Origin of the sequence: Pelomonas caseinilytica (assembly GCF_021353235.1) — a bacterium.
Taxonomy (GTDB): domain Bacteria; phylum Pseudomonadota; class Gammaproteobacteria; order Burkholderiales; family Burkholderiaceae_C; genus Pelomonas; species Pelomonas caseinilytica.
The window spans coordinates 629,836-646,077 of record NZ_JAJTWT010000001.1; the positions used below are offsets into that span (position 1 = coordinate 629,836).

The 16,242-nt window shown below is 70.0% G+C and carries 15 protein-coding genes; 6 read left to right on the forward strand and 9 right to left on the reverse strand.

Annotated features, from left to right (window positions below; translation table 11 throughout):
• Position 1: 1 nt before the first annotated feature.
• Positions 2-1,972, reverse strand: coding sequence for a CocE/NonD family hydrolase (locus tag LXT12_RS02965; protein ID WP_233389289.1), 1,971 nt, complete (start codon positions 1,970-1,972; stop codon positions 2-4).
• A 95-nt stretch (positions 1,973-2,067) separates the two neighbouring features.
• Here LXT12_RS02965 and LXT12_RS02970 point away from each other — a divergent pair, with 95 nt between their 5' ends.
• Positions 2,068-2,937, forward strand: a complete 870-nt coding sequence (locus LXT12_RS02970; RefSeq protein ID WP_233389291.1) for an ADP-polyphosphate phosphotransferase — start codon at positions 2,068-2,070, stop codon at positions 2,935-2,937.
• On the opposite strand, the gene LXT12_RS02975 is transcribed toward LXT12_RS02970, so the two are convergent.
• On the reverse strand, positions 2,924-3,997 hold the full coding sequence (locus tag LXT12_RS02975) for a WD40/YVTN/BNR-like repeat-containing protein (protein WP_233389293.1): 1,074 nt from the start codon (positions 3,995-3,997) through the stop codon (positions 2,924-2,926). The two genes, LXT12_RS02970 and LXT12_RS02975, sit on opposite strands and share 14 nt — an antisense overlap.
• A 6-nt stretch (positions 3,998-4,003) precedes the next feature.
• Positions 4,004-4,273: a MoaD/ThiS family protein gene (locus tag LXT12_RS02980; RefSeq protein WP_233389295.1), complete on the reverse strand. Its 270-nt coding sequence runs from the start codon at positions 4,271-4,273 to the stop codon at positions 4,004-4,006.
• 86 nt (positions 4,274-4,359) lie between these two features.
• Between LXT12_RS02980 and rarD the strand changes: the two genes are divergently transcribed.
• Positions 4,360-5,244: an EamA family transporter RarD gene (gene rarD / locus LXT12_RS02985; RefSeq protein WP_233389297.1), complete on the forward strand. Its 885-nt coding sequence runs from the start codon at positions 4,360-4,362 to the stop codon at positions 5,242-5,244.
• Here the strand turns inward: rarD and ahpF are convergent.
• The 3 genes from ahpF to lysA all read right to left on the reverse strand — a co-directional run bounded on the left by ahpF (position 5,231) and on the right by lysA (position 9,020).
• Positions 5,231-6,802, reverse strand: a complete 1,572-nt coding sequence (ahpF, locus tag LXT12_RS02990; RefSeq protein WP_233389299.1) for an alkyl hydroperoxide reductase subunit F — start codon at positions 6,800-6,802, stop codon at positions 5,231-5,233. The two genes, rarD and ahpF, sit on opposite strands and share 14 nt — an antisense overlap.
• A gap of 132 nt (positions 6,803-6,934) precedes the next feature.
• On the reverse strand, positions 6,935-7,498 hold the full coding sequence (gene ahpC / locus LXT12_RS02995; protein WP_233389300.1) for an alkyl hydroperoxide reductase subunit C: 564 nt from the start codon (positions 7,496-7,498) through the stop codon (positions 6,935-6,937).
• A gap of 277 nt (positions 7,499-7,775) precedes the next feature.
• The gene (lysA, locus tag LXT12_RS03000; RefSeq protein ID WP_233389303.1) at positions 7,776-9,020 is read right to left on the reverse strand and encodes a diaminopimelate decarboxylase; all 1,245 of its coding nucleotides are present in this window, start codon (positions 9,018-9,020) and stop codon (positions 7,776-7,778) included.
• Between the two features lie 69 nt (positions 9,021-9,089).
• Here lysA and LXT12_RS03005 point away from each other — a divergent pair, with 69 nt between their 5' ends.
• Positions 9,090-9,998, forward strand: a complete 909-nt coding sequence (locus tag LXT12_RS03005) for a LysR family transcriptional regulator (RefSeq protein WP_233389305.1) — start codon at positions 9,090-9,092, stop codon at positions 9,996-9,998.
• On the opposite strand, the gene dxs is transcribed toward LXT12_RS03005, so the two are convergent.
• Genes dxs through xseB form a run of 3 tightly spaced genes read right to left on the reverse strand, consistent with a single transcriptional unit; the run spans position 9,946 to position 12,996 of the window.
• Positions 9,946-11,841 (reverse strand): 1-deoxy-D-xylulose-5-phosphate synthase, encoded by a 1,896-nt coding sequence (gene dxs / locus LXT12_RS03010; RefSeq protein WP_233389306.1) that lies wholly within the window; start codon positions 11,839-11,841, stop codon positions 9,946-9,948. The genes LXT12_RS03005 and dxs overlap by 53 nt on opposite strands.
• Before the next feature lie 11 nt (positions 11,842-11,852).
• Complete coding sequence (locus LXT12_RS03015; protein WP_233389309.1) at positions 11,853-12,740, reverse strand: polyprenyl synthetase family protein; 888 nt, start codon at positions 12,738-12,740, stop codon at positions 11,853-11,855.
• 4 nt (positions 12,741-12,744) lie between these two features.
• Positions 12,745-12,996: an exodeoxyribonuclease VII small subunit gene (xseB, locus tag LXT12_RS03020; protein ID WP_233389311.1), complete on the reverse strand. Its 252-nt coding sequence runs from the start codon at positions 12,994-12,996 to the stop codon at positions 12,745-12,747.
• A 234-nt stretch (positions 12,997-13,230) separates the two neighbouring features.
• Here xseB and LXT12_RS03025 point away from each other — a divergent pair, with 234 nt between their 5' ends.
• The 3 genes from LXT12_RS03025 to LXT12_RS03035 all read left to right on the forward strand — a co-directional run bounded on the left by LXT12_RS03025 (position 13,231) and on the right by LXT12_RS03035 (position 16,196).
• Positions 13,231-14,355, forward strand: a complete 1,125-nt coding sequence (locus LXT12_RS03025; protein WP_233389312.1) for an aromatic ring-hydroxylating oxygenase subunit alpha — start codon at positions 13,231-13,233, stop codon at positions 14,353-14,355.
• The gene (locus tag LXT12_RS03030) at positions 14,355-15,257 is read left to right on the forward strand and encodes a DMT family transporter (protein WP_233389314.1); all 903 of its coding nucleotides are present in this window, start codon (positions 14,355-14,357) and stop codon (positions 15,255-15,257) included. Before LXT12_RS03025 ends, LXT12_RS03030 begins: the two co-directional genes overlap by 1 nt.
• A 111-nt stretch (positions 15,258-15,368) precedes the next feature.
• Positions 15,369-16,196, forward strand: coding sequence for a sulfurtransferase (locus tag LXT12_RS03035; RefSeq protein WP_233389316.1), 828 nt, complete (start codon positions 15,369-15,371; stop codon positions 16,194-16,196).
• Positions 16,197-16,242: the final 46 nt, after the last annotated feature.

Genomic DNA, 16,242 nt, shown 5'->3' on the forward strand with positions numbered 1-16,242 from the left:
GTCAGGGCTTGGCGGCGGCTTGCGCCTTGGCGGGGTCGACGACGCGCAGCTCGATGCGCGACGCCTGGGCGCCGCCGCGGTAGACGGTCTGCGTCGCGACCTGGAAGTCTTCGGGCCGCGCGCTGCGGATGCGCACGAAGCTCTGCGGGTTGCGGTCGATCAGCGGGAACCAGCTGCTCTGCACCTGCACCATCAGCCGGTGGCCGCGGCGGAAGCTGTGGTTGACGTCGGGCAGCTCGAAGCGCAGGGCCTCGACCCGGCCCGGCACCAGGGCCTCGGGCTTGTCGAAGCCGTGGCGGAAGCGCGCCCGCAGCGGGTCGCCGCGCACGAGCTGCTGGTAGCCGCCGAAGTTGGGCTTGGGCGGCTCGACGTCGGCGGGTTTGTCGCGCGGCGGCTGGGCCGGCTCGGGGCCGGCGTCCTGGGGCCAGACGTCGATGAGCTTGACGACGAAGTCGGCGTCCGTGCCGGTGGAGGCGACGAAGAGTTCGACGCCGACGGGGCCGGCCACGGTCAGGTCCTCCTCCAGGGGTTCGGTCTCGTAGACCAGCACGTCGGGCCGGGTCGCGGCGAAGCGCTGGTCGGCGACCATGTAGTCCTTGGGCATGCCCAGTGCCGTGTAGCCGATGAAGGGCACGGGGCGGTTGGGGTCGCTGACGTAGCGGTCGAAGGCCTCGGCCGCGCCGGGCGCCCCGGGCGCCAGCCGGCCGCCGGCCTGCAGGTAGAAGCTGCGCCTGACGGCCTGGCGCGGCGGCCAGGCGTCGTAGCGGCGCCAGACGTTGGTGCCGGTCTCGAAGACGGTGGCCTCGGCCAGCCTGGCGTCGGCGCCGCCGCGCAGGTGCTGCTCGAAGAAGGGCAGCAGCACGTTCTTCTGGAACCACTCGCTGTGGCGGCCGTCGAAGCCGATGGCGCCGAGCTGCTGGCCGATGCCGCGCATCCAGCCGCCGTGGACCCAGGGCCCCATGACGAGACGGTTGGGCGTGCCCGGGTTCTGGCGCTCGATGGCGTGGTAGATGGCCAGCGGGCCGGCCAGGTCCTCGGCGTCGTACCAGCCGCCCACGGTCAGCACGGCGGCGTGGATGTTCTTCAGGTGCTCGGGCAGGCGGCGCGCCCTCCAGTAGTCGTCGAAGCTGTCGTGCTCGACCAGCTCGGTGAAGAAGGGGTTGGTGGCGGGCTTGTCGGGGTCGGCGCCGGCGAAGGTCGAGGCGATGGCGTCGAGGTTGCCCAGGCGCAGGAAGTAGCTGTAGGCGTCGCGGTCGCGGTAGTCGAAGGCCGTCCACTTCTTCGGCTCGACCGTCGGCGTCTGCTGCGGGCGGTAGGCCGCGTAGAAGCCGTAGTTGTGGGCCAGCATCAGGGCGCCGCCGTGGTAGCCGTCGTCGCGCTGCGAATAGTCGGCGATGGGCGCCTGGGGCGACGCGGCCTTGATGGCCGGGTGCGAGTCGACGATGGAGGCCGCCGTGTAGAAGCCCGGGTAGGAGATGCCCCAGAGGCCCACCTTGCCGTTGTTGCCGGGCAGGTGGTCGATCAGCCATTGCACGCTGTCGTGGGTGTCGCTGCTCTCGTCCACGTCCTGCACGCCGCGCTTGGCGTCCAGGTGCGGGGTCATGACCCGCCACGTGCCTTCGGACATGTAGCGCCCGCGCACGTCCTGGCAGACGAAGATGTAGCCGGCCTTCAGGAAGTCCTCGCTCGGCGCCAGGCGCCGGATGCCGTCCCGGTCCACGCCGTAGGGCCCGCAGCTGTAGGGCGTGCGCGTCATCAGCAGCGGATAGGTCTTGCCGCCCTGCCCCGCGTCCTTGGGCAGGTAGACGACGGTGAAGAGCTTTTTGCCGTCCCGCACGGGGATGCGGTACTCGTACTTGGTGTAGTGCTCGCGGGGCTCGTACTTGGGCGCTTCGGGCGCCTCGTCGGCGCGGGCAGCCGGGGCCAGGGTGAGGCCGGGCAGCAGGAGCAGGAATGCAGGCAGGCGCAGCATGCGTCGTCGTCCGGAATGCAAAGTGGCGAAGTCTGCCACCGAGGCGGGGCCTCGCGGCGTTAGGCTCTTTCCTCCCCCCCGCCGGAGCCTCGAACATGACGATCGACACTGACGCCTACCGCGTCCTTCCTGGCAGCCAGGTCAAGCTGGGCCAGTGGCCGACGGCCGTCGCGCCGCTCTATCGCGACAAGGACGACTACGAGGACCAGCTCGCCGCCCACGTCAAGCGCCTGAGCGAACTGCAGGACCTGCTGTATGCCGACAACCGGCATGCCCTGCTGCTGGTCTTCCAGGCCATGGACGCCGCAGGCAAGGACGGCGTCATCAAGCACGTGATGTCGGGCGTGAACCCGCAGGGCTGCCAGGTGTTCAGCTTCAAGCACCCCAGCGCCCTGGAGCTGGACCATGACTTCCTGTGGCGCACCACCCAGTGCCTGCCCGAGCGCGGGCGCATCGGCATCTTCAACCGCTCCTACTACGAGGAGGTGCTGATCGTGCGCGTGCACCCGGAGATCCTGAAGGCCCAGTCCCTGCCCGGCCCGGTCGCCAAGGGGCCACGGCTCTGGCAGGAACGCTTCGACTCCATCGTCAACCTGGAGCGCCACCTGCACCGCAACGGCACCCAGGTGCTCAAGTTCTTCCTGCACGTCTCCAAGGACGAGCAGCGCCGGCGCTTCCTGGCGCGCCTGGACGACCCGCGCAAGAACTGGAAGTTCACGGCCGCCGACATGCAGGAGCGCGAACTCTGGCCCCGGTACATGCACGCCTACGCCGAGGCGCTCGGCGCCACCAGCACGGAGCAGTCGCCCTGGTACGCCGTGCCGGCCGACGACAAGCGCAACGCGCGGCTCATCGTCTCGCAGGCCATCGTCGAGCGGCTGGGCGCGCTGAAGCTGCGCTACCCCGAGCCGGAACTCGGCGCGGCAGAGCTGCGCAAGGTGCGCGAGCGCCTCAGCCGAACCTGACGGCGTAGATGGGCGGCAGGTGGGCCGAGACGCACTGCCAGCTGTCGCCTTCGTCGGCGCTGGCCCACAGGCCCCCGGTCGTCGAGCCCATCATCAGCTGCTCGCCGCCGTCGTCCACCGCCAGGCCGTGGCGGTAGACGAGGTCGTAGCAGTGCCGCTGCGGCAGGCCGTGGCGCAGTACCTCGAAGCTGCGCCCGCCGTCGCGGCTGCGGGTCACGCACAGGGCGGCATCGACGGGGATGCGGCGCTCGTCCTTGACGGCGGGCACGAACCAGGCGGTGCCGGGGTCTCGGGGGTGGGCGGCGACGGCGAAGCCGAAGCTCGACGGCTGGGCCGCCACCTCGGTCCAGGTGGCGCCGTTGTCCACCGAACGGAAGATGCCGCAGTGGTGCTGGCACCAGAGCACGTCGGGCGCGGCGCGGCAGCGGGCGATGAGGTGCGGGTCCTGGGAGTTCTCGTCGCCCGCCAGCTCGGGCGGCATGAAGTCGGCCCGCATGCCCTTGGCGCGCAGATGCCAGCTGGTGCCGCCGTCGGTGGTGCGCCAGGCGCCGCCGCAGGACACGCCGACCAGCAGCTCCTGCGGGCGCTCGGGATGGGGGCAGATGGAATGCAGGGCCGGCGCGGGGTTGCCGCCGCCCATCCACTGCTCGCGCCGGGGGTCCCGCCACAGCGTCTCGTCGAGGCGCCACGACTCGCCGCCGTCGCGGCTCACGAACAGGCCGCCGGGAACGGTGCCGCACCAGATCGCATCCGCGGAGCGCTCCAGAGAGAAGACCTGCTGGAGCTTCCACTCCGGGCCCTCGGCGCCTTCGGGCTGGGGCGGGAAGGTGGGGGCGGCGACTTCGCGCCAGGTCCGCCCGGCGTCGTCACTGGCCTGGAGCTTGGCGCCGAAATGCCCGAGGTTGAGGCCGGCCAGCATGCGGCCCGAGGCGTCGGGCGGCAGCAGCATGGTCACGGGGTCGGCCAGGAAGCTGACGTTGTCGATCTGCCAGGCGCCGCCGCGGCGGCGCAGTTCGAACAGGCCCTTGCGGGTCGCGGCCCAGGCGCGGTCTTGGGACATGGTGTTTCAACCTCCGGAAAGGGCTTGCAGGACATGGACCCGGCTGTCGGGGCCGAGGGGGTCGGTCAGCCCGCGCAGGTCGCGCGCGCGCCGGCCGTCGATGAAGACGACCACGTTGGCCCGCAGGTGGCCCTGGTCGTCGAGGATGTAGCCGCGCAGCCTCGGGTTGATGGCGAAGGCGGCGTCCAGGCCCTGCCTCAGCAGGGTCGCCGGCGTGTCGGCGACGGGGGTGTCGACGAAGCGATGCAGCTGGGGCGTGAATTCAATGCGGGCCATGGCATGACGACGAACGGGCAGGCGCCGATTCGACGAGCCCGACCCCACGACAGCACCCGGGATTACCCTCAACGAGAATGCCGGCGATGAATTCCGGCATCTTCTTCGCCCTGGGCGCCTATCTGAGCTGGGGGCTGTTCCCGCTCTACTTCCGCCAGATCGCCACCGTCCCGGCCCTGCAGATCGTGGCCCACCGCACGATCTGGTCGCTGGCCTTCGTCGCCGTGGTGCTGCTGGCCACGGGTCATCTGAAATGGCTGCGCGACGTGGGCGCGGCGACGTGGCGGCGCTTCACGCTGTCGGCCCTGCTGATCGCGGTCAACTGGCTGACCTATGTCTGGGCCGTCGGCCACGGCCATGTGCTGGATGCCAGCCTGGGCTACTTCATCAACCCGCTGGTGAACGTGGCCCTCGGCTTCGCCGTGCTGCACGAGCGCCCACGGCCGGCCCAATGGCTGGCCGTGGGGCTGGCCGCCTTCGGCGTCGTCTGGCTCACCGTCGCGGCCGGCCGCCTGCCCTGGGTGGCCCTGGTGCTGGCGTTGAGCTTTGGCCTGTACGGCCTGATGCGCAAGACGGCGGCGCTGGGCGCCATCGAGGGGCTGACGCTGGAGACCCTCATCCTCGCGCCGCTGGCCGCGGGCGGCCTGCTGTGGTGGTCGCAGGACGGCAGCATGGCCGGCCAGACGGCCGTGGACTGGGCCTGGCTGGTCGGCACCGGCCCGGTCACGGCCGGCAGCCTGCTGCTGTTCGCGGCCGGCGCCCGGCGCATCCCGCTGGCCACGCTGGGCGTGGTGCAGTATGTGTCGCCGTCGCTGCAGTTCCTGCTCGGTGTCTTCCTGTTCCACGAGCCCATGGACGCGACGCGGCTGGTGGCCTTCGGCTTCATCTGGAGCGCCCTGGCCGTCTACAGCGCGGAAGGCCTTTGGCAGAACCGGCAGGCCCGCCGCGCCCTGGCCGTCAAGCCGCTTTAGCCGCGGGCTGGCGCATCAGGTAGTCGAAGGCGCCGAGGGCGGCCTTGGCGCCGTCGCCGGCCGCGATGATGATCTGCTTGAAGGGCACGGTCGTCACGTCGCCGGCGGCGAACACGCCGGGCACGGAGGTCGCGCCCTTGGTGTCGACGATGATCTCGCCGTGCTTGCTCAGCTCCACCGTGCCGCGCAGCCATTCGGTGTTGGGCACCAGGCCGATCTGCACGAAACAGCCGTCCACCTCCACGCGCCGGCTTTCGCCGCTGACGCGGTCGGTGTAGTTCAGTCCGTCGAGCTTGCCGTCGCGGCCGGTGAACTCGGTGGTCTGCGCGTTGGTCAGGATGGTGACGTTGGGCAGGCTCCTGAGCTTGGCCACGAGAACGGCGTCGGCGCGCAGCTCAGCACCGAACTCCAGCAACGTGACGTGCTTGACGATGCCAGCCAGGTCGATGGCCGCCTCGACGCCGGAGTTGCCGCCGCCGATGACCGCCACGGGCTTGCCCTTGAACAGCGGACCGTCGCAGTGCGGGCAGTAGGCCACGCCCTTGTTCTTGTACTCGGCCTCGCCGGGCACGCCGACGTTGCGCCAGCGGGCGCCGGTCGAGAGGATGACGGTCCGGCCCTTGAGCCGCGCGCCGTTGGCCAGCTCGACTTCCACCAGGCCGCCAGACTCGCTCGCGGGGACGAGCTTCTCGGCGCGCTGCAGGTTGTGGATGTCGACCTGGTAGTCCTTGACGTGGCCCTCCAGGGCCGCGGCGAACTTGGGGCCGTCGGTCATGGAGACGGAGATGTAGTTCTCGATGCCCAGGGTGTCGTTGACCTGGCCGCCGAAGCGCTCGGCCGCCACGCCGGTGCGGATGCCCTTGCGGGCCGCGTAGACGGCCGCCGCGGCGCCGGCCGGTCCGCCGCCGATGATGAGCATGTCGTAGGGGTCCTCGGCGTCGAGCTTCTTCGCGTCGCGGGCCGCCGCGCCGGTGTCGAGCTTGGCGACGATCTCCTCCAGGCTCATCCGGCCGGAGGCGAAGTGTTCGCCGTTGAGCCAGACGCTGGGCACGGCCATGATGTCCCGAGCCTCCACCTCGGCCTGGAAGAGGCCGCCGTCGACGACGGTGGTGCGGATGCGCGGGTTGAGCACCGACATCAGCGACAGGGCCTGCACGACGTCCGGGCAGTTGTGGCAGGTCAGGCTCATGTAGATCTCGAAGTCCAGGTCCCGGTCGAGGGCCTTGACGGCATCGATCTGGGCGGCCTCGACCTTGGGCGGATGGCCGCCCGTCCACAGCAGGGCCAGCACGAGCGACGTGAACTCGTGGCCGAGCGGAATGGCCGCGAAGCGCAGGCTCTGCTCGGTGCCGGTGCGGCGCAGCAGGAAGGACGGGGTGCGGGTGTCGACGCCGTCCGTGCGCAGCGTGATCTTGTCGTTCATGCCGGCGATCTCGGCCAGCAGCTCGCGCATCTCGTCGCTGGCGGCAGAGTTGTCCAGCGAGGCGACGATCTCGAAGGGGAGCTTGACGTGGTCCAGATAGCCCTGGAGCTGGGTCTTCAGTGCGGCGTCCAACATGGTGAGGTCCTTTCAGTAAGGCGTGGCGGGGCGGGCCACTGCTGAAAGGGTCCCCGGTGCGGAGGCCCTTTCAGCAGAGCCTGAGGGGCTCTGCGGAGGGAAGGAGCCCTCCCGGGCTCCCTGCAAAACGCATCAGATCTTGCCGACCAGATCCAGCGACGGGGCGATGGTCTTGGCGCCTTCGTTCCACTTGGCCGGGCAGACCTCGCCGGGGTGGGCGGCGGTGTACTGGGCGGCCTTGAGCTTGCGCAGCGTTTCCTTCACGTCGCGGGCGATCTCGTTGGAATGCACCTCGGCCGTCTTGATGACGCCCTCGGGGTTGATCACGAAGGTGCCGCGCAGGGCCAGGCCTTCTTCGGGGATGTGCACGCCGAAGGCGTTGGTCAGCGTGTGGGTCGGGTCGCCGACCAGCGGGAACTTGGCCTTGCCGACGGCGGGCGAGGTCTCGTGCCAGACCTTGTGCGAGAAGTGGGTGTCGGTCGTGACGATGTAGACCTCGGCGCCCAGCTTCTGGAACTCGGCGTAGTTGTCGGCGGCGTCTTCGACTTCGGTCGGGCAGTTGAAGGTGAAGGCGGCCGGCATGAAGATCAGCACGGACCACTTGCCCTTCAGGGTCTCGTCGGAGACTTCGACGAACTTGCCGTTGTGGAAGGCCTGGGTCTTGAAGGGTTGGACTTGGGTGTTGATCAGGGACATGGTTGCTCCAGTGGGGGCTGGGTTGAAGGGATAGGCAAGACTATATCGAAGATCGTTTTTCGGTTGAAAACATTTATCAAATCGCCGATATTGATTGCGCCTATGACGGCCTTCGCGGGAATGCGGTGGCAGGACGGGCGAGTGTGCGCCGCACCCACCGCGGCGTCATCGAAAGCCCGCGCGACTCGCGAGCCTTAAGCATCGCCCGGCTCGCGCCGCGAGCCACTCCCCAAAAAGGCAGGGCCGCCGCAACCCGCGGCAGGGCGGTCCTCGTCCTTCAGGCCTCCAGGGCCAGGAGTTCTTCGACGGTCTGCCGGCGACGGATCAGCCGGCTGGCCTCGCCATCCACCAGCACCTCGGCGGCCAGGGGCCGGCTGTTGTAGTTGCTGGACATGGAGGCGCCGTAGGCTCCGGCGTCGTGGATGACGAGGAGATCACCCACGCGAGCCTCGGGCAGCTCGCGCGTCAGCACCTCGCCGCCCGCGGCCTGGGTGAATACGTCGCCCGACTCGCACAGCGGCCCGGCCACCACGGTGTCCTGCAGCGGCCTGGCGACGCCGTCGCGGGGCAGCAGCGTCATCGCGTGGAAGCTGCCGTACATGGCCGGACGCATCAGCTCGTTGAAGCCGGCGTCCACCAGCACGAAGCGATTGGCGCCGGCGTTCTTCACCGCCCTCACCTCGGCCAGCAGCACCGCGCTCTCGGCGACGAGGTAGCGGCCGGGCTCCAGCTCGAGCGTGAGCGGATGGCCGACCAGGCCCTCGGCCTCGCGCCGCGCGGCATCCCAGAGGCCGAAGTAGTGGTCGACGTCGATGCGCGCATCGCCCTCGCGGTAGGGAATGGACAGCCCGCCGCCGGCCGAGATGGCGTGCAGGTCGTGGCCGGCGGCGACCGTCTCCCGCACCAGGCCCACCATGGCTTGGCCGACCTGGGCGAGGTGGCCGTAGTCCACGCCCGAGCCGATGTGCATGTGCAGGCCCACGAGGTGGAGCCCGTGTTCGCGCACGGCGGCCAACGCCGCGCCCAGGTCGGCGTGCCAGATGCCGTGCTTGCTGTGCTCGCCGCCGGTGTTGGTCTTGTGGCTGTGGCCGTGGCCGAAGCCGGGGTTGATGCGCAGCCAGACGGCGTGCCCCGGCGAGGCCTGGCCCAGTTGGTGGAGCATGTCGATGGAGCCCGCGTTGACGGGGATGCAGTGCTCGACGACGGTGGCCAGCGTGGCGTGGTCGAGCAGGTCGGCGGTGAAGACGATGTCGTCGCCCCCCGGAACATAGCCTGCCGCGAGCGCCCGCAGGATCTCACCGCGGGACACCGAGTCCACCTTCACGCCGGCCTCGCGCAGCAGCTTGAGGATGTGGATGTTGGAGCAGGCCTTCTGGGCAAAGCGCACGACGTCGAAACCCTGCAGCGAAGCAGCGCGTTCGCGGATGGTGGCGGCGTCGTAGACCCACAGCGGCGTGCCGTGGTCGACGGCCAGGGATTGCAGGCGAGCGGGGCTGAGGGCGGCGGGCAGGGGCTTGGTCATGCCGCAAGGATGCCCGCGGCGACCCATTCAATCAAATTGCAATTTGTTGGCCCACAATTCAATGCTGATATGGATATCCAGCACCGCCACATCGAGGTCTTCCGCGCCGTGATGACAGCCGGAAGCGTCACCGCCGCCGCCGCGCTGCTGCATACCTCGCAGCCCACGTTGTCGCGCGACCTGGCGCGGCTGGAGCAGCTGCTCGGCTACCCGCTCTTTGACCGCGAACGGGGCCGCCTCAAGCCCACGGCCCGGGCCCGGGCGCTGTTCGACGAGGTGGAACGCAGCTTCCAGGGGCTGGCCCGTGTCGTCGAACGGGCGCAGGCCTTGGGCCGCGACGCCGACGCCGAGCTCAGCGTCCTCAGCCTGCCGGCCCTGAGCCACGCCCTGCTGCCCAGCGCACTGGCCGCGCTATTGGGCGGCCATCCGGGCGTGCGCGTCGACATCACCCCGGCCGAGCCGCCACTGCTGGACGCGTGGATGAGCGAGCAGCGCTTCGACCTGGGCCTGGCCGAGCAGGCCACGCCGCTGCCCGGCGTACGGATCGAGCCGGTGCTGGAAGCCGACGAGGTGGCCGTGCTGCCCGCCGCCCATGTCCTCGCCTCGCGCAGCCGCCTGGCACTGCAGGATTTCGAGGCCGGCGCCTTCATCAGCCTGGCCGCCGACGACCCCTACCGCCACGAGATCGACGCGCGCTTCGAGGCGGCCGGCGTACGCAGGCGGCTCAGCGTGCAGACACACAGCGCCGTCGCGGTCTGCGAACTGGTGCGCGCCGGGCTGGGCGTGGCCATCGTGAACCCGCTGACGGCGCAGGCCTGTGCGGGGCGAGGCCTCGTCGTGCGCCCGCTGGCGGTGTCCATTCCCTACCGAGTCAGCGCATTGATCCCGCTGCACCGGCCGACACAGCCGCTGGCGGACCGGCTGCTCAGCGCACTGCGGTCGAGCGCACCACCACCGGCCTGGCGCCAAAGCGCTTGACGATGCTGGCCTCGATGCCCGCGGCGTCCAGGCCGCACAGGCTCATCAGCTTGACCGGGTCGCCGTGTTCGATGAACTCGTCGGGCAGGCCGAGCTGCAGCACCGGCACCGTCAGGCCGGCGGCATTCAGCGCCTCGGTCACGGCGCTGCCCGCGCCACCCATGATGCAGCCGTCCTCGGCGGTGACGATGGCGTCGTGGCTGCGCGCCAGCTCCACCACCAGCTCGGTGTCCAGCGGCTTGACGAAGCGCATGTTGGCCACCGTCGCATCCAGCCGCTCGGCGGCTTCGAGCGCCGGATGGAGCAAGGTGCCGAAGGCCAGGATGGCCACGCGCTGGCCGCGGCGGCGCACCTCGCCCTTGCCCCAGGGCAGGGCCGCCATGGCCTTGGCCGGCACCACGCCGACCCCAGCGCCGCGGGGGTAGCGCACCGTGGCCGGGCCGTCGTGCATGAAGCCGGTGTAGAGGGCCTGGCGGCACTCGTCCTCGTCGGACGGGGTCAGCACCGCCATGTTGGGAATGCAGCGGGTGAAGGCGATGTCGTAGTTGCCCGCGTGGGTCGCGCCGTCGGCGCCGACGAGGCCGGCCCGGTCCAGCGCGAAGAGCACGGGCAGGTTCTGGATGGCCACGTCATGGACCATCTGGTCGTAGGCGCGCTGCAGGAAGGTCGAGTAGATCGCGACCACCGGCTTCAGCCCTTCGCAGGCCAGGCCGGCCGCGAAGGTGACCGAATGCTGCTCGGCGATGCCGACGTCGTGGTAGCGCTGCGGGAAGCGCTTGTGGAAGTCCACCATGCCCGAGCCCTCGCGCATCGCCGGCGTGATGCCCACCAGGCGCGCATCGGCCTCGGCCATGTCGCACAGCCACTCGCCGAAGACCTGGGTGAAGGTCGTCTTGGGCGGCGTGGCCGGCTTGACGAAACCCACGGCCGGGTCGAACTTGCCGGAGGCGGCGTGGTACTTGACCGGGTCGGCCTCGGCCAGCTTGTAGCCGGCGCCCTTCTTGGTGACGATGTGCAGAAACTGCGGACCCTTCTTGTCGCGCAGGTTCTCCAGCGTCGGGATCAGCGAGTCGAGGTCGTGGCCGTCGATGGGGCCGACGTAGTTGAAGCCGAACTCCTCGAAGATGGTGCCCGGCACGACCATGCCCTTGGTGTGCTCCTCGAACTTGCGCGCGAACTCGTAGAGCGGCGTGTTCTTGAGCACGCTCTTGGCGCCCTCGCGGGCCGCGGCGTAGAAGCTGCCGCTCATCAGCCGCGCCAGGTACTTGTTCAGCGCGCCGACGGGCGGGCTGATGGACATGTCGTTGTCGTTGAGGATGACGAGCACGTCGCCCAGCAGGCCGCCGTGGGCGATGCCGGCGTTGTTCAGGGCCTCGAAGGCCATGCCGGCCGTCATCGAGCCGTCGCCGATGATGGCCACGGCCTTGCGGTCCTCGCCCTTGAGCTTGGCCGCGATGGCCATGCCGTGGGCTGCGGAGATGCTGGTGGAGGAATGCCCCGTGCCGAAGGTGTCGTAGACGCTCTCGTCGCGGCGCGGGAAGCCGCTGATGCCGCCGATCTGGCGCAGGCTGTCCATGCGGTCGCGCCGGCCGGTCAGCACCTTGTGCGGGTAGGTCTGGTGGCCCACGTCCCAGACCAGCCGGTCCTCCGGCGTGTTGAAGACGTAGTGCAGGGCGACGGTCAGCTCGACGGTGCCGAGGTTGGAGCCCAGGTGGCCGCCCGTCCTGGAGACGCTCTCGAGCACATAGGCCCTGAGTTCGTCGGCGACCCGCCTCAGCTCGGTGCGAGGCAGGCGGCGCAGGTCGGCCGGGCTGTCGATGCTCTTGAGCAGGGTGTACTCCATGGCGAAACCCTTCAATTGACGCGCTCGACGACGGAGTCGGCCAGCAGGCTGAGGTGGCTGACGTCGGCCAGGCCGCTGGCCGCCAGCGCCGCCTTGGCCTCGGCCCGCAGTTCCTGGGCCAGCGCACGCGCGGGCGCAAGGCCGAGCACGCTGACGTAGGTGGGCTTGTTGGCGTCCTGGTCCTTGCCGGCCGTCTTGCCCAGCACCTGGGAGTCCTGGGTGACGTCCAGGATGTCGTCCACCACCTGGAAGGCCAGCCCGAGGGCGGCGCCATAACTGGACAGTGCCTGGGCCGCCTGCGTCGACGTGGCCCCGCAGGCGGCGCCCATCATGACGCTGGCCTGCAGCAGCACGCCGGTCTTGCGGCGATGCATGTCGCGCAGCGTGGCTTCGTCGAGCCGCTTGCCGATGCTGGCCAGGTCGATGGCCTGGCCGCCGGCCATGCCGTCGTGGCCGGCCGAACGGGCCAACAGAGCGCATAGACGCGCCTGCAGGGCCGGGGCGATGCCGCTGTCGGGCGTCAGCACCTCGAAGGCCAGGGCCTGCATTGCGTCGCCCGCCAGCATGGCCTGGGCCTCGCCGAACTGCACGTGCGTGGTGGGCTTGCCGCGGCGCATGACGTCGTCGTCCATGCAGGGCATGTCGTCATGCACCAGGGAATAGGCATGGATCAGTTCGACCGCGCAGGCCGCACGCATGGCCGCAAAGCTGTCGCCGCCGACCGCCGCGCAGCTCGCCAGCACCAGCAGTGGCCGCAGGCGCTTGCCGCCGCCGAGGACCGCGTAGCGCATCGCATCGCCGAGGCCGGCCGGCGCGTTCGCCGGCACCAGGTCGTCCAGCGCCGCCTCGAAGGCGGCCAGGGACGTGTCGACCCAATGGTCAAAGTCCTTTGCATCCATGATCTCAGGAGCCCTCCCAGGCCTTCAGTTCCGCTCCGTCGAGCAGCTTCACCTGCTGCTCCACCGCCTGGAGCCGGCCCCGGCACAAGGCCAGCAGTTCGGCCCCGCGCTGGTAGCTCTGCAGCAGTTGGTCCAGCGGCAGTTGCTGCCCTTCCATCGCCGCCACCAGGCGCTCCAGCTCGTCGAGCGCCTGCTCGTAGCTGAGCTCGCTGCCGTCTGTCGCGGCGGCCTTGGTGCGGGGGGAAGTCTTGCTCATTTCAAAACGCGAAACGGGCATTGTAGTCAGGGGGGTGTGACATCCGATGTAACGCCCTGTCGGCTGTGGCCGGAATGCGACCGCCTGGGTAGAATCCCGCCCTCCCCTGGGGCCGCCACACAGCGGCCCGTTTTCTCCACCACCTAGCAACCTGGCCGCCTCGGAGTTCCCGAGATGCGCCGGAGGGACGCAGCACCCCAAATTCGCCGTTAGGCCTGAAAGACCCCCTGGATCATGTCCGACCTGAGCCTCCCCGTCTCGGCGCTTCAACGCAGCCGGACCCAGCTCCCGGTGAGCGCCTATTTCGACCCCGACCTGTTCCAGCGCGAACAGGCCACCATCTTCCAGCGAGGGCCCCGGTATGTCGGGCATGCGCTCGCCGTGCCTGAAGTCGGCGACCACTACGCCCTGCCCCAGGAAGGCGAAGGGCGGGCCCTGGTGAGGTCGGCACAGGGCGTGGAACTCATCTCCAACATCTGCCGCCACCGCCAGGCGGTGATGCTCAAGGGTCGCGGCAATACGGGTTCCAACATCGTCTGCCCGCTGCACCGCTGGACGTATTCCCACCAGGGGGAACTGATCGGGGCCCCGCATTTCGCAGAGGACCCCTGCCTCAGCCTGAACCGCTACCCGCTGCGCGAGTGGAACGGCCTGCTCTTCGAGGACAACGGCCACGACGTCGCGGCGGAGCTGGCCCGGCTCGGCCCGCGCAGCCAGCTCGACTTCACCGGCTTCGTGCTCGACAAGGTCCAGGCCCACGAGTGCAACTACAACTGGAAGACCTTCATCGAGGTCTACCTCGAGGACTACCACGTCGGCCCCTTCCACCCCGGCCTCGGCGGCTTCGTCACCTGCGACGACCTGGCCTGGGAGTTCGGCAAGCACCACTCGTTGCAGACGGTGGGCGTGCACAAGGAACTGAGCCGGCCGGGCTCGCCCGTCTACCAGCGCTGGCACGACCAGCTCCTCAAGTACCGCGAGGGCCGCCCGCCCGAGGCCGGCGCCATCTGGCTGACCTACTACCCGCACATCATGGTGGAGTGGTATCCGCACGTGCTGGTGGTCTCCACGCTGCACCCGATGGGTCCGCAGAAGACGCTCAACCTTGTCGAGTTCTACTACCCCGAGGAGATCGCCGCCTTCGAGCGCGACTTCGTCGAAGCCCACCAGGCCGCCTACATGGAGACCTGCATCGAGGACGACGAGATCGGCGAGCGCATGGATGCCGGCCGCAAGGCCCTGATGATGCGCGGCGACGACGAGGCAGGCCCCTACCAGAGCCCGATGGAAGACGGCATGCAGCACTTCCATGAATGGTTCCGGCAGCAGATGGGTGAGAACCTGGACCGCACCGCCTGATGCCGGCCCCGTTGCTCATGGTCCTGGCGACCTTCCTGTTCGCCACCATGGGCGTCTGCGTCAAGCTGGCCAGCGAGTTCTACGCGGCCAGCGAGATCGTCATGTACCGGGGCCTGGTCGGCATGGCCATGACGGCCTTCATCAGCCGCCAGCGCGGCCTCAGCCTCCGGACGGCCCTGCCCGGCATGCACCTGTGGCGCAGCATCTCCGGCGTCACCTCGCTGTGCCTGTGGTTCTATGCCATCGGCAAGCTGCCCCTGGCCACGGCCATGACGCTGAACTACATGTCGTCGGTCTGGATGGCCCTGTTCCTGCTCGGCGGCGCCGTGCTGCTGGGGGCGCAGCGGCTGGACTGGAAGCTGATGGCCTCCGTGCTGCTCGGCTTCGTCGGCGTGGCCCTCATCCTGCGCCCCACGCTGGACCAGCAGCAGCTCTGGCACGGCCTGGCGGGCCTGCTGTCGGGCATGCTGGCAGCCATGGCCTACCTGCAGGTGACGGCCCTGGGCCGCGCCGGCGAGCCGGAACTGCGCGTCGTCTTCTACTTCTCGGCGGGCGGCGCCATCGCCGGCGCCGTCGTCACGGCCGTCACCCAGGGCGGGCTGCAATGGCACTCCGCCTGGGGCGCCACGCTGCTGCTGGCCGTCGGGCTGCTGGCCACCACGGCCCAGCTGTCGCTGACCCGCGCCTACAGCACCGGCAAGCCGCTGGTGAACGCCTGCCTGCAATACCTCGGCATCGTGTTCTCCTTCGTCTACGGCATGCTGTTGTTCAAGGACGCGCTGACGCTGTCGGCCACCGTCGGCATGCTGCTCATCATCGGTGCGGGCCTCGCCGCGACGCTGCTGCGCAACAAGGCCGCCCCGCCGCCCAAGGACAGCCAGTTCAATCCCGCTGAATCCTGAACCCACCCCCTACGCGCTTCGCGCGCCCCCTCAAGGGGGCACTGCCAGCGGCCCGGCAAAGCCGGTTCCGCGGCAGTCGCTGGGCAAGTCACTACACGGAGTAGCTTCGACATGTCGTTCACGACCTTGATTTCCGCCACGGAACTGCGCGCCGTCGCCGACCCGCTCATCCTCGAGTGCAGCTTCGACCTCGCCGACACCTCGGCCGGCGAGCGGGCCTACGCCGCCGGCCACATCCCCGGCGCCTTCTACCTGCACCTCGACCGCGACCTCGCCGGCTCCAAGACCGGGCCGGATGGCGCCTTCCGCGGCCGGCACCCGCTGCCCGAGCGCGACGCCTTCGCCGCGCTGATGCGGCGCCTGGGCCTGCGCACCGGGCGCCAGGTGGTCACCTACGACCGCCAGGGCGGCATGTACGCGGCGCGTGCCTGGTGGATGCTGCGCTGGCTGGGCCACGCCGAGGCCGCCGTGCTCGATGGCGCCTGGGACGGCGAGTGGACGACCGAGGCGCCGCCCGCCGCCACGCCCACCGACTGGCAGCCCGGCGCCCCCCTCGTCGGCCAGATCGACGCCGCCACCCTGCTCGCCCGGCTGGGCCGCGTGCGCCTCATCGACGCCCGCGCGCCGGAGCGTTTCCGCGGCGAGGTCGAGCCGCTGGACAAGGCCGCCGGCCACATCCCGGGGGCCAGCAACCGACTCTTCAAGGACAACCTCGGCCCGGACGGCCGTTTCAAGCCCGCCGCTCAACTGCGCGCCGAGTTCGAACCGCTGCTGGCGCCCTTCGCGGCCGACGCCGTCGTCCACCAATGCGGCTCGGGTGTCACCGCCTGCCACAACCTGCTGGCCATGGCCCATGCCGGCCTGGGCAGCGGCCTGCTCTACCCCGGTTCCTGGAGCGAATGGTCGGCCGACCCCGCCCGGCCAATCGCCACGGCTTGACGCTCGGCAAACTCGGCGTCACGCTGGCGGCGCACACTCTGCACCA

Coding starts and splice junctions, on each gene's coding strand:
- LXT12_RS02965 (WP_233389289.1), bottom strand. CDS start 1,972: ATGCTGCGCCTGCCTGCATTCCTGCTCCTGCTGCCCGGCCTCACCCTG.
- LXT12_RS02970 (WP_233389291.1), top strand. CDS start 2,068: ATGACGATCGACACTGACGCCTACCGCGTCCTTCCTGGCAGCCAGGTC.
- LXT12_RS02975 (WP_233389293.1), bottom strand. CDS start 3,997: ATGTCCCAAGACCGCGCCTGGGCCGCGACCCGCAAGGGCCTGTTCGAA.
- LXT12_RS02980 (WP_233389295.1), bottom strand. CDS start 4,273: ATGGCCCGCATTGAATTCACGCCCCAGCTGCATCGCTTCGTCGACACC.
- rarD (WP_233389297.1), top strand. CDS start 4,360: ATGAATTCCGGCATCTTCTTCGCCCTGGGCGCCTATCTGAGCTGGGGG.
- ahpF (WP_233389299.1), bottom strand. CDS start 6,802: ATGTTGGACGCCGCACTGAAGACCCAGCTCCAGGGCTATCTGGACCAC.
- ahpC (WP_233389300.1), bottom strand. CDS start 7,498: ATGTCCCTGATCAACACCCAAGTCCAACCCTTCAAGACCCAGGCCTTC.
- lysA (WP_233389303.1), bottom strand. CDS start 9,020: ATGACCAAGCCCCTGCCCGCCGCCCTCAGCCCCGCTCGCCTGCAATCC.
- LXT12_RS03005 (WP_233389305.1), top strand. CDS start 9,090: ATGGATATCCAGCACCGCCACATCGAGGTCTTCCGCGCCGTGATGACA.
- dxs (WP_233389306.1), bottom strand. CDS start 11,841: ATGGAGTACACCCTGCTCAAGAGCATCGACAGCCCGGCCGACCTGCGC.
- LXT12_RS03015 (WP_233389309.1), bottom strand. CDS start 12,740: ATGGATGCAAAGGACTTTGACCATTGGGTCGACACGTCCCTGGCCGCC.
- xseB (WP_233389311.1), bottom strand. CDS start 12,996: ATGAGCAAGACTTCCCCCCGCACCAAGGCCGCCGCGACAGACGGCAGC.
- LXT12_RS03025 (WP_233389312.1), top strand. CDS start 13,231: ATGTCCGACCTGAGCCTCCCCGTCTCGGCGCTTCAACGCAGCCGGACC.
- LXT12_RS03030 (WP_233389314.1), top strand. CDS start 14,355: ATGCCGGCCCCGTTGCTCATGGTCCTGGCGACCTTCCTGTTCGCCACC.
- LXT12_RS03035 (WP_233389316.1), top strand. CDS start 15,369: ATGTCGTTCACGACCTTGATTTCCGCCACGGAACTGCGCGCCGTCGCC.